This is a genomic window from Streptomyces sp. NPDC056224, from assembly GCF_042267665.1.
Taxonomy (GTDB): domain Bacteria; phylum Actinomycetota; class Actinomycetes; order Streptomycetales; family Streptomycetaceae; genus Streptomyces.
This window is the reverse complement of record NZ_JBHJTK010000012.1, coordinates 88626-102069: the sequence shown is the minus strand read 5'-3', so window position 1 is coordinate 102069 and position 13444 is coordinate 88626. Positions and strand designations below refer to the sequence as shown.

Here is a 13444-nt window from a genome sequence, read left to right as displayed (position 1 = left end):
ACTGGTGGCCCATCAGATCCCTCGGCGCTTCCAGGACCGCCACCACAGCCACTCGCGCCCCCGGTCGGCGACGGCCGAGAGGACCAGCGGCTGGAGGTACGGCATGACGCGCGCCCCGATGCGACGACGCCGCACCAGCGCCCGGTACTCGCCGAGCGAGGTGTAGCCGCCCGGCAGGCACTCGGCGGCGAACTCGACGAGCTCGTCGACCGGCACCACGGCGGTCCGGCCCCGGTCGTAGGCGCGGTAGGCGCGCCGCAGCGCGTAGCGGGCGAGCCGGGTGCGCGCCGCCACCGAAAGCCGGTCGGCCTCCGGGAGCAGTCCGGCGCACTTCTCCAGCACGGAGTCGAAGGCGACGAGGCGCTGGCGCAGGTCGTCGAGCTGCCCACCGAAGTCCGTGGTGGACATGTTGTCGCCGTGGACGCGGTAGAAGGCCTGATCGGCCCCGCGGATGTACCCCACGTCGGCGTGCGCCGCGAGCCGCATCCACATCTCGATGTCGCCGGCGTGCGGGAGCTGCGGATCGTAGCCCCCGACCTTGCGCTGGAGACTCGTGCGGACCACCACCTCGGGTGAGGTGATGCATCCGGTGCCCTCCCGGAAGCGCCGCTCCAGCCACCACCGTCCGGGGTAGACGACCGACCCGGTGCTCCGCGTACGGGCCGCGGGCAGTGGTCCGCCGTGCTGGAAGCGCAGCGGCCGGCCGTAGCAGAAGCCCGCCTCCGGGTGCGCGTCGAGCAGGGCGGCGGCGCGCACCAGGGCGCCGGGGACCAGTCGGTCGTCCGCCGAGAGCAGGGCGACGTAGTCGCCGTCGGCCCATTCCAGGAGGCCCTCGTTGTAGGTGGCGATGTGGCCCTGGTTGCGCTCGTGGACCCGTACCTCGATCCGCGGGTCGGCGGCCGCCAGGGCGCGCGCGACGGTCGCGGAGTCGTCGGGCGAGGCGTCGTCGATGATCAGGACGCGGACGTCGACGCCCTCCTGCTCGTCCAGGACGCTCTTGACGCAGTCGGCCAGGAAGTGGCCGTACTTGTAGCAGGGGATCACCACGCTGACCGTGCTCACTGGCCGGCCACCTCCGTCCCGCCCGCCGCCTGCACGGCCGGGGCGGTGGTGGTGAAGACCGGTCCGACCCAGTAGTTCACCGAGCCGAAGGTGTTCGAGGGGAACGCCGTGGCGGAGCCGTACTTGTAGAGGCCGTTGCCGGCACCGGCGCCGCCGTCGGCCGGGGCGACCAGCGGATAGGAGCGGTGCGCCGCCGTGAAGTAGCCGCCGTCCACCGAGTACTTGCCGTTCGGCGCGTGGTAGGACGCCACGTACGAGGTGCCCGCGGTGATCGGCACGGGGGTGGCGAATTGGAGCTGCTGCCAGCCGGACAGGGTCTCGCTGCCGAAGGTGCCGGTGGCCAGCAGCGTGCCGGTGGCGGACCACAGGCTGCCGGTGTGCGTGCCGGTGTTGCCCGGGCCCTTGTAGAACGTGACGCCGGTGATGTAGCCGTCGACCGCGGACTGGAACCGGGACCCCAGTTCCACGGAGTTGGTGTCGTCACCCACGTTGGCGGTGCTGGGTGTCGCTCCGGCGGTCCACAGGGTGCACGGGCAGTTCACCGTGGGCGGGCTCGCGCTGGTGGTGAAGTTCCAGGCGAACGGCGCGGCCATGGTGTTGCCCCACAGGTCGGCGGCCTGGACGGACGCCGTGTAGGTGGTGCTCAGCGCCAGCTCGGACGACGGGGTGAAGGTGGCGCTGTTCGCCGCGTCGAGGACCTTGGTGCCCGGGACGGCGGCGCCGCCCGGGTCCTTCAGGGTGAACACCAGCGAGTCCGCGTCGATGCCTTCGCTGAAGGTGGCCTTCAGCACCGCCGTGATCGGGGTGGCGGTCGCCGCGGACTGCGGCGAGGTCGAGCTCACCGCGGGCGGGGTCGTACTCGCGGTGGAGGTGTCCAGCACCGCGTCCACCCAGTAGTTGCTGCCGGACGAGGCCGTGGACGGGAATCCGCCGGTGGCGCTGTAGCGGTAGACGCCGTTGCCGCCGTCGGTGCCGCTGCGCAGCGCCGTGAGCGGGGCCAGCCCCGCGTCACCCGCGGCGAAGGTGGTGTCGAAGGAGTAGCCGCCGTGAGGGGCGAAGTAGGAGGCGATGTAGGTGGTGTTCGGTTTGACCGGCACGGGGGAGGAGAAGTTCAGCTGCTGCCAGCCGGAGGCCGTCTCGTTGGTGAAGGTGCCCGTGGCCAGGCGCTGCCCGGAGCTGCTCCACAGGCTGCCCGTGTGGGTGCCGGTGTTGGCGGGGGACTTGTAGAACCGGACACCGGTGATCGAGCCGGCCGCCGAGGAGCGGATCTTCACACCGAGTTCGACGGCGCTGCCGTCACCGGCGTTGACGGTGCCGGGTACGGCCGCGGCGGGCCAGACGGTGCAGGGGCACTGCTGGGGGCCGACGGTCAGCGGCACGGTGGTGGTGGCGCCGATGTTGACGCTGTCGTCCACCGCGCGCACCTTGATCTGCACGGAGCCCGGGGCCGTCGGGGTCCACTTGTAGCTCCAGGACCCGATGCCCGTAGCCGCCTTCCAGGTGGTCCCGCCGTCGGTGGAGACCTCCACCCGGGCCACCACGCCGCCGCCGCCGTCGGCCGCCGTGCCGGTGATGGTCACGGGCCGCAGCGCCGGCACGGTGGCGTTCGCCGCCGGGCTCGTCACCGTGATGACCGGGCCGGCCGTGTCCGTGGAGGCGGTCGCCGCGACCAGGCCGCTCTGCAGGGACCCGGGCTGGACGCCCATGTCGGCGAAGACGTTCACGGTGGCCTGCTGCATGCGCTTGTCCTCGGTGACCACCGCGTCGTCGGGGTTGCCGGTGGGCATGTTGGTCAGGCCCCAGGACCACTGCACGGTGCCCGCGCCGAACACGAGCGCGTGCGAGACCGGGTCACGGAAGGCGACCAGGCTGTGCGTCGCCGTGCCGTTCCCGTACGTGTTGCCGTAGTCGAGCCGGAGCTTCCCGTCGTCGATGTCCACCGTGGTGGACGACATCTGGATCTGCCCGGCCGGCCGGTAGCCGTCCTCCACGTCGCTGTCCCACTCGTAGCCGAGCGTGCCGGACGGGAAGGTGGCCGTCTGGGACGGGGTCAGGCTCGCGACCGTGGTGTTCCGCCACAGCCGCATCTTCGCGAAGGAGCCCGGCACGGTGATCGCGTCGCTGCGGTAGCCGTTGACGCTGAACAGGCTGCCGGTCAGCTGGTTCTGCGGCTGGTAGGTCCGCCCGTTGGTGCCGCTGGCCGGGTCCATGAAGGTGCCCGTCCAGGTCCCGCTCGGGTCGGGGACGCCGTTCGGCTGGGGGAAGGACAGCTTGGTCTCCTTGTAGCAGACCAGCGTCCGGTCGGCGGTGGAGGTGCCGTCGATGCTCGGCGCGAGGCGGGTCTTCCAGAAGACCTCGTTGCCGCTGAAGTACGTCTGGTGCACCCCGGCCCGGCGCGCGGTCAGCGCGTTCGTGAACTGCTCCTGGGTCCAGTACTCGTCGTGCCCCGACGACATGAAGACCTTGTGATTCTGCAGCTGCGTGGCGCCGCGCGTCGACATGTCGATGCCGGACATGTAGCTCACGTCGTAGCCGTTGCGTTCCAGCCACGAGATCATCTGGTACTCGGACCCGTAGATTCCGTTCTCGCCGCCGATGTCCATCGGGCGGTTGTAGCTGACCTCGTACGCCCGGCCGTCGGGGGCGGGGCCCCCGCCGTCGTACAGGTCCTGGCCGCCGTAGTTGTTGTACGCCTGCCAGGTCTGGTCGCTGGTCTGCACCACGATGTCGGAGTGGCTGGAGTCGTTGCGGACGACGAAGGGGTAGGGCATCACCCCGTTGCCGTCCGCCTGGTCGAAGTTGGCCACGTACAGACCGGAGACGGCGTCGGCCGGCACGGTCCACGTCGCGGTGACGGGCCAGTTCCCGCAGTCGACCAGGCCGGTCGACGGCTTGGTGGTGCAACTGCGCGGGTTCCCGCCGGGCGCGAAGTTCGCCGGGTACGTCTGGGCCGCCTGGGCCGCGGTCGACAGCAGGCGGGCCCCGTTGCCCCCGTAGTGGCCCAGCCGGTAGACCGAGACACGGTAGGGGGTCGACGACTGGATCTTGAATTGCACGGTTTCGCCGGCCTGGACGCTCATCTGGGCGCTGAAGCCCTTGATGTCGCCGTACGCGCTGGGTGCGAACCAGTCGGACATCGGCGTGCCCGGCTTGGAGTTCTCGCACACGATCGCGTTCGTACCGGGACCGCACGGGTCGGCCGCACCGGCCACCGTGGACGGCGGCAGGACCGTTGCCATCAGGGCCGCGATCACGGTGAAGAGACCGTAACGGAGCAACCTTGTCCGTTTGTTCATCTGGACCTCATTTTTTGCGTCAGCGCAGGGCGTCGGTGAGCGCGTCCACGACCCGCTGCTGCTGAGCAGCGGTGATCTGCGGGAAGAGCGGGAGGGAGAGCATCCGGTCCGCGGCGAGTTCGGCGTGCGGGAAGTCGCCGCGGACGTGACCGAGGTGGGCGAAGGCCGGGGTGAGGTGGACCGGGACGGGATAGTGCACGCCCGCGCCGATGCCCTCCGCGCCCAGCTTGCCGACGACGGCGTCGCGGTCCGCCCCGGCGGCGAGCCGGACGACGTACAGGTGCCACACGTGGACGTTGCCCTCCGCGGTCACCGGCAGGGTGACGCGTCCGGCGGCCGCCAGGTCGCCCAGCAGCCCGTCGTAGCGGGCCGCGGCGGCCCGCCGGGCGGCGTTCCCGTCGGCCAGCCGGGCCAGCTTCGCCCGCAGGACCACGGCCTGCAGGCCGTCCAGCCGACTGTTGAACCCGGCGACGTCGTGGCGGTGCTTGGCGGTGCCGCCGTGGTTGGCCAGCGCCCGCACCAGGGCGGCCGTCTCCTCGTCGTCGGTCACCACCGCGCCCGCGTCGCCGTACGCGCCCAGGTTCTTGCCCGGGTAGAAACTGGTCGCGGCGATCCCGCCGCTGCCGGGGGAGCGGCCGTCCCGGGTCGCGCCCTGGCTCTGCGCGGCGTCCTCGACGACCTTCACGTGGCCCGGCAGCTGAGCCACCAGCTCCGCGGCGGCGGCGCACTGCCCGTACAGGTGGACCGGGACCACGGCGCGCGTGGCCTTCCCGACGGCGTCCAGCGCGGCCTGCGGATCCATCAGGAGACTGTCGGGGAGGCAGTCGACCAGGACCGGCCGGGCCCCGATCCGGGCGGTCGCGCCCGCGGTGGCGATGAAGGTGTTGGCGGGCAGCACCACCTCGTCGCCGACCCCGACCCCGCTCGCACGCAGGGCCAGTTCGAGCGCGTCGGTGCCGTTGGCCACGCCCACGCAGTGCCCGACCCCGGCGAATTCGGCGTACTCGCGCTCGAACGCGCGGACCTCCTCACCGCCGATGAAGGCCGTGTCGGCCAGCACGCGGTCGAATCCTGCACGTAATTCCCCGGCGACCTCGGCGTGCGCCGCCTTCAGGTCGACGAGCGGTATCTGGTTCATCCGACGGTGCTCCCCATCCGTGTCTCCGGCCACCGGCCGGTGTCGTTGCCGTCCGCCCGCAGTTCGTCGAGCGCCGGGCCGTCCGCCCCGCGCAGCCGGCGGGCCGGGCTGCCGGCCCAGACCTCGCCGGGCGGCACATCGGCCAGGACCGTGCTTCCCATACCGGTCAGCGACCAGGCGCCGACCTCTGTGTACTCGCGGACCAGTGAGCCCGCGCCCACGTACGCCCCCCGCCCCAGCCGCACCCCGCCGCCGAGGCGGACCCCCGAGGCGAGCGTGGCGAAGTCCCCGACCCGGTCGTCGTGGGTGAGGACCACCTGCGGCATCACCGCCACGTGGGACCCGACCCGGACGGCGGCGGTCAGCACGCAGTGCGCGAGCACCACCGAGCCCGCGCCGAGGACCGAGGACCCCGACACCACGGCCGTGGGGTGGACCACCGTCGCGTACCGGCTCGTGGGCAGCCCCAGCCGCCGCACCAGGCGGGCCCGTACCGCGTAGTCGCGCGGACTGCCCACGCAGACCACCACCCGGGCGGCCGGCAGTTCGTGCACCCGGTCGCAGCCGCCCAGCACCGGCACACCGTCGACCTCCCGGCCGTGCAGCGCCGGATCGTCGTCGAGGTGCCCGGCGAGCCGCCACCGCGGGACGCGGCCCTCTGCCGCGTCCGCGGCGCACGCGTCCCGGACCGCCTGGGCGGTCTCCCGCGCGAACCCGCCCGCGCCGACGATCAGCAGATCGTCGGCCCGGGGCCCCGGCCCGCTCATCCGCCCGCCCGTTCGCGGAGCACCGCCACCACCCGGTCCTGCTGGGCGTCCGTCATGGTGTGGAACAGCGGCAGGATCAGCGAGTCGCGGCTGATCCGCTCGGTCACCGGCAGCGGCGCCGCGCCGTGCCCCGCGTACGCAGGCTCCAGGTGCGAGGCCATGATCCCGCGCCGGGCCGAGATCCCGGCCGCGGCGAGCACGGCGAGCAGCTCGTCGCGGCCGACCGGGAAGTCCTCGGCCAGCAGCACCCAGTACGACTGGAAGTTCCCCTCACCGTGGCCGGGGTCCGTGACCGGGGTGAGGCCCGGTACGGGGCGCAGCAGCTCGGCGTACCGGGCGGCCAGCGCCCGCCGCCGGGCCACGATCGCGTCCAGCTTGCCCAGCTGCACCAGGCCGACCGCGGCCTGGATGTCGGTCATCCGGTAGTTGTAGCCGACCTCCAGATAGCTCTCGACGATCGGCTGGGTGCTCGCGTGCCGCTGCGCGGCGGACACGTTCATGCCGTGCTCGCGCAACCGCCGCAGCCGCTCCGCCCACTGCGCGTCGTCCGTGGTCAGCATGCCGCCCTCACCCGTGGTGATCACCTTGCGGGGGTGGAACGACCAGGCGGCGAGCAGCGCGCCGTGGCCGACGGACTTGCCGCCCACCGTCGCGCCGATGCCGCAGGCGGCGTCCTCCACCAGGGCGACGTCCCATTCCGCGCACGCCGCGCGCAGCGCGTGCACGTCCGCGGGCACCCCGGCCTGGTGGACGGCGAGCACCGCCTTCGTCCGGGGCGTGCGGACCGCGTCCACGGTGGCCGGGGTCAGATTGCCGGTGGCCTCCTCGACGTCCGCGAACACCGGCCGCGCGCCCACGTAGCGCACCGCGTTGGCCGTGGCGATGAACGACAGGGAGGGAACGACCACCTCGTCGCCCGGACCCAGGTCCAGCGCGACGAGGGCCAGGTGCAGGGCGGTGGTGCACGAACTCACCGCGATGCCGTGCCCGGCGCCCACCCGCTCCGCGAAGGCCCGCTCGAACTCGGCGACCCGCGGGCCCTGGGCGACCCAGCCGGAGAGCACCGCGTCGGCGGCGGCCTTCGCCTCCTCCTCGCCCAGCCACGGCACCATGACGGGGACGCGGGCCGCAGCGGCGTCCGCGGCGCTCATCGGCCGGCCTTCCCCGAGGCGTCGGCCGCGGCGGAGCAGGCGTCGGCGGCGCGCTCGGCCCGCCACCAGTCCACCAGGTCGCGCAGCCCCCTGCGCATGTCGATCTCCGCGGTGAAGCCGAGCCGGCTCGTGGCCAGCGAGGTGTCGGCGAGCCTGCGGGTCACCCCGTTCACGGCGCGGGCCGGGCCGTGCACCGGCACCAGGCCGTCCGCGCCCATCGCCTCCAGCAGCCCGAGCGCGAGGTCGAGCAGGCTGGTCTCGGTCGAGCTGGCGATGTTGAACACCTCGTCGGTCAGATCCGATTCGGCCGCCAGCAGGTTGGCCCTCGCGATGTCCCTGACGTCGACGAAGTCCATGGTCTGGGTGCCGTCACCGAGGATCAGCGGCGGCTCACCCGCGGAGATCCGCTCCATCCAGCGGATCAGCACCTCGGTGTACAGGCCGTGGATGTCCATCCGGGGCCCGTACACGTTGAAGTAGCGCAGCGCGACGTAGTCCAGCCCGTACATGGCGTGGAAGCTGCGCAGCACGCCCTCGTTGAAGGCCTTCGCCGCGCCGTAGAAGGTGTCGTTGTTGTACGGGTGGTGGCGCTCGGTGGTCGGGAACGTCTCGGCGAGCCCGTAGACCGACGCCGAGGACGAGGCGATCACCTTGCCGACCCCCGCGGCGGCCGCCGACTCCAGCACGTTGAACGTGCCGTCCACCAGCACCTCGTTCGCCAGCCGGGGCTCCTCCGCGCACTGGGTGATGCGGATGGCGGCGAGGTGGAACACCAGGTCGGCGCCCTCCGTCGCCTTGCGCACCGCGGCCACGTCGCGGATGTCGCCCTCGACGACCTCCACCACGCCGCTCGGCAGGGCGCGGGCCAGGTTGGCCGCCCGCCCCCGCACGAAGTTGTCGAGCACCACGATCTCGCGTGCCCCGTTGTCCACCAGGAGATCCACCACGTGCGAGCCGATGGTGCCCGCCCCGCCGGTGACCAGAATCTTCTTGCCGCGTACGCTGCTCAACGCCCTGCCCCCACTGAGTCGGTCATGGTCTTGCGTGCGACCGGCCTGCGATCGCCTTGCCTGCGGGCCGCGCCCGGCCCGTGAACGGTCAGCGCCCGGTGCGCAGTCCGACGACCGCCCCGCGGAACTCCAGGCTCCGGGAGGCCGCTTCGAGGATGTCCAGCACCTGCAGTCCGGCCCGGCCGTCGGTCAGCGCCGGCCGTCCCGTCCTGATCGCGGCGGCGAACTCCTCGACCATGCTGCGCAGGGCCTCCTTCTCGCCGAGCGCGGGCGCCACCATGTCGCCGGTCCGGTAGGAGACGAGCATGTCGCGGCGCTCGTCGGCGCCGATCTCCTGAGGGGCGGTCAGGTCCACCCCGCGGTCGAACACCGCCACGCGCTGGGTCGGGTTGAGGTCGTCCCACACCAGGGTGCGCTTGGACCCGCCGACCATGGTGGTCCGCACCTTCGTCGGGGACAGCCAGTTGACGTGCACGTGCGCGATGGCGCCGGTGTTGAGCTGGAGCGTCAGGTAGGCGACGCAGGACTGCCCGGCTCCGATCGGGTCGGCGCCGTGCGCGGCCACCGCGACCGGCCGGACGTTGTCCGGGAGGATGAAGTCGAGGACCGACAGGTCGTGCGGGGCCAGGTCCCACAGGACGTCGATGTCCTTCTGGACGAGCCCGAGGTTGATCCGGACCGAGTCGAAGAACTGGATGTCGCCGAGCTCGCCGGAGCGGACCATCTCCCGGATGCGGCCCACGGCCGGGGTGTAGCAGTACGTGTGGTCGCACATCAGCGTGAGACCGCGCTCCTCGGCCTCGGCCACCAGCCGCAGCCCGTCCTCGTACGTGGCGGCGAGGGGCTTCTCCACGAGGACGTGCTTTCCGGCGCGCAGGGCGGCCAGCGCCACGTCCAGATGCGTTCCGGCGGGGGTGGCCACGGCGACCGCGTCGACGTCCGGGTCGGCGAGGACCTCGGCGTAGTCGGAGGTCGCCCGGACCGTCGAGTAGTCGCCGAGCACCTGCCGGGCCCGGTCCTCGTTCAGGTCGCAGAGCCAGCGGAGCCGGAACTCCGGTGTGGACTGGAAGTTGCGGACGAGATTGGGGCCCCAGTAGCCCGCGCCGACCACGGCGACGCCTAATGCCTCGGTGGCCCCCCGGCCGGCGGCGTCCTTCGCAGTGTCCTTCACAGCGTTCCCCTTCGCTCCGCGAGACACGCCGGCTGGCGCGTCGACAACTCATGGGCGGGGCACGTGTGATGGAGGGAACGCCGTCGGCGGCGGGCCGGACGCCCCCGCGTCCCTGCGTGACCCGCCCAACGGTGATGGCCCCCCACAACCGATGCTCTGCGTAATGCGCGTACTTCCGCCCCCCGGCCGGCCGCGTGTTCCCCCAAGCAGCCGAACCCGTAACGACGGTCAATCTAGACCACCGGGCGTACCCCCGTGGAGAGTTGACGGAATCGCCCGGCGCGGGTGTTCGAGCGTGCATACTGCCCGGGTGACCAGCATCGTGATACCGGCCCACAACGAGGGCCGGGTCATCGGCCGGCTCCTCGACGCGCTCCTGGCCGACACCTCCGCGTCCGGCCCCGACATCGTCGTCGTGTGCAACGGCTGTACGGACGACACCGCCGAGGTGGCGGCCGCCCGAGGCCCCCGGGTACGGGTGGTCGAGATCCCGGCCCCCTCCAAGCACACGGCGCTCCGGGTCGGCGACGAGCACGCGCGGGGCTTCCCCCGCCTCTACGTGGACGCCGACGTCGTCGTCGGGGCCGCCGACGTACGGGCCCTGGCCGACGCGCTCGCCGGGAGTCAGGACCTGCTCGCGGCCGCTCCCGGCCGGGACATCCCGCTGGCGGGCTGCGCGTGGCCGGTGCGTGCCTACTACCGGGTGTGGCAGCGGCTGCCGGCCGTCCGCGAGGGCCTGTTCGGCCGGGGGGTCATCGCCGTGTCCGAGCCGGGGCACGCGCGGCTCGCAGCGCTGCCCCCGCTGATGGCCGACGACCTGGCCGCGTCGCTCGCCTTCGGGCCGGGGGAGCGCCGCGTGGTCGAGGCCGCCCGCGTCGTCGTCCATCCGCCGCGCACCTGGTCCGACCTCGTCAGGCGGCGGATCCGCGCGGCGACCTCCTCCGCCGAGTACGAGCACTTCCAGGCCTCACGGCGGGCCGGCGCCCCGGCCGCGCCGGACGCCCCGCAGGCGCAGGCGCAGGCGCAGTCCGCCCGCACCGGAACGGCCGATCTGCGCGCCCTGCTGCGCGCCCAGCCGGGTCTGCTCCCCGGGGTGGTGGTCTTCGTCGTGGCGGCACTCGCCGCCCGCAGGGGCTCCCGCGAGGCCATCCGGAAGCAGGACTTCTCCACTTGGCTGCGGGACGAGAGCAGCAGGCGGAACTGAGCCGGTCACGCGGCCGGATCGCCGCGAACCCACCACCGGTGGCCCGTACAACCACTATGTTTCCACTCGCACGTTCGAGTGTCCGAGCCGTCGCCACCGGGAGCGCCTGAGCATGTACCTCGCGGACCGCTCCGCCCCCGCCGGGCCGAAGACCGCGCCCGACCCCGACGGCGTCCCCACGTCCGGACGGACCCCCGCGGTCGCCTCCGCCGTCCTCGCGCTGGGCGCGGTCAGCCTGATCACCGACATCTCCTCGGAGATGGTCACCGCCGTGCTGCCCCTGTACCTGGTCGCGGGCCTGGGCCTGAGCCCCCTCGGCTTCGGCGCGCTCGACGGCGTCTACAACGGGGTCAGCGCCCTGGTGCAGCTGACCGGCGGGCACCTCGCCGACCGGGTCCGCAACCACAAGCTGATCGCCGGCATCGGCTACGGCCTGTCCGCCCTGTGCAAGCCGCTGCTGCTGCTCGCCCACAGCCTGGGCCCGGTGGGCGTGGTCCTCGCCCTGGAACGCACCGGCAAGGGACTGCGCACCGCGCCGCGCGACGCGCTGATCTCCCTGTCCACCCCGGCCGGGTTACAGGGGCGCGCCTTCGGAGTGCACCGGGCCATGGACACCACCGGCGCGCTGCTCGGCCCGCTCGCCGCCTTCCTCATCCTGAGCGTGGCGGTCGACGGCTACGACGCGGTCTTCGGCGTCAGCGCGTGCGTCGCCGTCCTCGGGGTCGTGGTGCTCGTGCTGTTCGTACCGTCCGGCGGCGGTGATGCGCCCCGGTCTCTACCCCGGCCCCGGCCTCGGCCGAAGGGCGGCGCCGGCCCGGAACCGGCCCCCGCCGGCCCGCGCGAGGCACTGGCCCTGCTGCGCCTGCCCCGGCTGCGCGCCCTGGCGGTCTGCGCCGTCCTGCTGGGCCTCACCACCGTCAGCGACGCCTTCGTCTACCTGCTGCTCCAGGACCGCGCCGGCATCGGCGAGCGGTGGTTCCCGCTGCTGCCGCTGGGCACCGCCGCCGTCTTCCTGCTGCTGGCCGTCCCGGCGGGCGCCCTCGCCGACCGGATCGGACGGCGCACGGTGTTCCTCACCGGGCACGCCCTCCTGCTGGCCGGGTACGGACTGCTGCTCTGGGCCCCCGACCGGGCGGCCCTGCCCTGGCTCGTCCTCGCGCTGCACGGCATGTTCTACGCCGCCACCGACGGGGTGCTGCCCGCGGCCGTCGCCGCCACCGTGCCCCGGCAGCTGCGGGCCACCGGCCTCGCCCTGGTCGGTACCGGCCAGGCGCTGGCCCGCTTCGGGTGCTCACTGGCCTTCGGCGGCGCGTGGACGCTCTGGGGCGCCGGCCCGGCGCTCTCCCTCGCCGCGGCGGGCCTGCTCTGCTGCGCGGCCGTCGCCGGCTTCGTACTGCGCCCGACGGCCCCGGACGGTGCCGCCCCGGCTGGCGCGACCCCGGACGGTGCCGCCCCGGCTGGCGCGACCCCGGACGGTGCCACCCCGGCTGGCGCGGCCGCCCCGGCTGGCGCGACCCCGGACGCGAGTGGCCTGACCGATCCCGCCGGCCTCACCGATCCCGCGGACCTGACCGATCCGACCGATCCGACCGACCCGCTCCCACGCCCCCGAGGAACCCGATGACGCCGTCGCGCCGCCTGCTCGTACTCACCGCGGCCGTGCTGCTCCTCGGGGGCCTCGCCGCCGCAGTCGTGCTGCGCGCCGTCGCCCGCGGCGAGGGGCCGCAGGCGGGCGGCCCGGCCGTCGCCGCGGGCAGCGTCACCCTCGGCCCGCAGGACCGGCTGACCTTCCTCAACAGCACCCCGGGCCCGCACCGCGGCGCCCTCGCCTCGGTCCCGGCCGGGACCCCGCAGGCCGCGCGCACCGTCTCCGACCTCACCTGCCAGCGCTTCCACGCCGCCGCGGGCACCGGGGTGTGCCTGCGCTCCACGCCGGGCGCCCTCGCCCAGGACAACCGGGCCCTGATCGTCGACGCCGACCTGCGCACGCTGCGCAGCTTCCCCCTCGCGGGCACACCCAGCCGGGCCCGGGTCTCGCCCAGCGGCCGGTTCGCCGCCTGGACCGTCTTCGTCGCCGGCGAGTCGTACGGAGCCGCGTTCTTCTCCACCCGGACGGCGATCGTGGACACCCGCAGCGGGGCCCTCGAACCCGACCTGGAGAAGTTCACCATCTCCATGGACGGCCGGGAGTACCGCTCCGGGGACGTGAACTTCTGGGGCGTCACCTTCTCCAGGGACGACGACACCTTCTACGCCACCCTGGGCACCGCGGGCCAGACCCACCTGGTCAAGGGCTCGATCTCCCGGCGTACGGTCACCACCCTCGCGCAGAACGTCGAGTGCCCCTCCCTGTCCCCGGACGAGACCCGCGTCGCGTACAAGAAGCGCGTGCAGCGCGGCGCGTCGCTGTGGCGCGAACACGTCCTGGACCTGGCCACGCTCCGCGAGCACCCGCTGGCGGAGAAGCACAGCGTGGACGACCAGGCGGTCTGGCTGGACGACCGGACCCTCGCCTACGGCCTCCCGGCCGAAGGCGCCCCCGACAGCACGGACCTGTGGACCGTGCCCGCCGACGGCACCGGCACGCCCCGCCTGCTGGCTGCGGGCGCGTCGTCCCCGACCCGTCTCGGCTGATCTTGGTCCGT

The 13444-nt window shown here is 73.5% G+C and carries 10 protein-coding genes; 3 read left to right on the top strand and 7 right to left on the bottom strand.

The window, feature by feature from the left end; all coding sequences use genetic code 11:
* Nucleotides 1-12: 12 nt before the first annotated feature.
* The 7 genes from ACFCZ1_RS17465 to ACFCZ1_RS17435 all read right to left on the bottom strand — a co-directional run bounded on the left by ACFCZ1_RS17465 (nucleotide 13) and on the right by ACFCZ1_RS17435 (nucleotide 9595).
* Nucleotides 13-1062 (bottom strand): glycosyltransferase, encoded by a 1050-nt coding sequence (locus ACFCZ1_RS17465; RefSeq protein WP_376679140.1) that lies wholly within the window; start codon nucleotides 1060-1062, stop codon nucleotides 13-15.
* The gene (locus ACFCZ1_RS17460; RefSeq protein WP_376679139.1) at nucleotides 1059-4358 is read right to left on the bottom strand and encodes a DUF4082 domain-containing protein; all 3300 of its coding nucleotides are present in this window, start codon (nucleotides 4356-4358) and stop codon (nucleotides 1059-1061) included. Before ACFCZ1_RS17460 ends, ACFCZ1_RS17465 begins: the two co-directional genes overlap by 4 nt.
* Nucleotides 4359-4377: 19 nt before the next feature.
* Nucleotides 4378-5496, bottom strand: a complete 1119-nt coding sequence (locus ACFCZ1_RS17455) for a DegT/DnrJ/EryC1/StrS family aminotransferase (protein WP_376679138.1) — start codon at nucleotides 5494-5496, stop codon at nucleotides 4378-4380.
* Nucleotides 5493-6263, bottom strand: coding sequence for a NeuD/PglB/VioB family sugar acetyltransferase (locus tag ACFCZ1_RS17450; RefSeq protein ID WP_376679137.1), 771 nt, complete (start codon nucleotides 6261-6263; stop codon nucleotides 5493-5495). Before ACFCZ1_RS17450 ends, ACFCZ1_RS17455 begins: the two co-directional genes overlap by 4 nt.
* On the bottom strand, nucleotides 6260-7414 hold the full coding sequence (locus ACFCZ1_RS17445; protein ID WP_376679136.1) for a DegT/DnrJ/EryC1/StrS family aminotransferase: 1155 nt from the start codon (nucleotides 7412-7414) through the stop codon (nucleotides 6260-6262). The genes ACFCZ1_RS17450 and ACFCZ1_RS17445 overlap by 4 nt, the downstream gene beginning before the upstream one ends.
* Nucleotides 7411-8424, bottom strand: coding sequence for an NAD-dependent epimerase/dehydratase family protein (locus tag ACFCZ1_RS17440; protein WP_376679135.1), 1014 nt, complete (start codon nucleotides 8422-8424; stop codon nucleotides 7411-7413). Before ACFCZ1_RS17440 ends, ACFCZ1_RS17445 begins: the two co-directional genes overlap by 4 nt.
* Nucleotides 8425-8512: 88 nt before the next feature.
* A complete protein-coding gene (locus tag ACFCZ1_RS17435; RefSeq protein ID WP_376679134.1) occupies nucleotides 8513-9595 on the bottom strand; it encodes a Gfo/Idh/MocA family protein in 1083 nt (360 codons plus the stop codon).
* 310 nt (nucleotides 9596-9905) lie between these two features.
* On the opposite strand from ACFCZ1_RS17435, the gene ACFCZ1_RS17430 reads away from it, so the two are divergent.
* From ACFCZ1_RS17430 to ACFCZ1_RS17420, 3 genes are all read left to right on the top strand, one after another.
* Nucleotides 9906-10799 carry a glycosyltransferase gene (locus ACFCZ1_RS17430; RefSeq protein WP_376679133.1) on the top strand — a complete coding sequence of 298 codons (894 nt, stop codon included), beginning with the start codon at nucleotides 9906-9908 and terminating at the stop codon, nucleotides 10797-10799.
* A 112-nt stretch (nucleotides 10800-10911) separates the two neighbouring features.
* On the top strand, nucleotides 10912-12423 hold the full coding sequence (locus tag ACFCZ1_RS17425) for an MFS transporter (protein ID WP_376679132.1): 1512 nt from the start codon (nucleotides 10912-10914) through the stop codon (nucleotides 12421-12423).
* Complete coding sequence (locus tag ACFCZ1_RS17420; RefSeq protein ID WP_376679131.1) at nucleotides 12420-13433, top strand: TolB-like translocation protein; 1014 nt, start codon at nucleotides 12420-12422, stop codon at nucleotides 13431-13433. The genes ACFCZ1_RS17425 and ACFCZ1_RS17420 overlap by 4 nt, the downstream gene beginning before the upstream one ends.
* Nucleotides 13434-13444 lie beyond the last annotated feature (11 nt).

Excerpts from the sequence above, each read along its gene's own strand:
- ACFCZ1_RS17450 (WP_376679137.1), bottom strand. The coding sequence starts at position 6,263 with ATGAGCGGGCCGGGGCCCCGGGCCGACGATCTGCTGATCGTCGGCGCG.
- ACFCZ1_RS17455 (WP_376679138.1), bottom strand. The coding sequence starts at position 5,496 with ATGAACCAGATACCGCTCGTCGACCTGAAGGCGGCGCACGCCGAGGTC.
- ACFCZ1_RS17425 (WP_376679132.1), top strand. The coding sequence starts at position 10,912 with ATGTACCTCGCGGACCGCTCCGCCCCCGCCGGGCCGAAGACCGCGCCC.
- ACFCZ1_RS17445 (WP_376679136.1), bottom strand. The coding sequence starts at position 7,414 with ATGAGCGCCGCGGACGCCGCTGCGGCCCGCGTCCCCGTCATGGTGCCG.
- ACFCZ1_RS17420 (WP_376679131.1), top strand. The coding sequence starts at position 12,420 with ATGACGCCGTCGCGCCGCCTGCTCGTACTCACCGCGGCCGTGCTGCTC.
- ACFCZ1_RS17460 (WP_376679139.1), bottom strand. The coding sequence starts at position 4,358 with ATGAACAAACGGACAAGGTTGCTCCGTTACGGTCTCTTCACCGTGATC.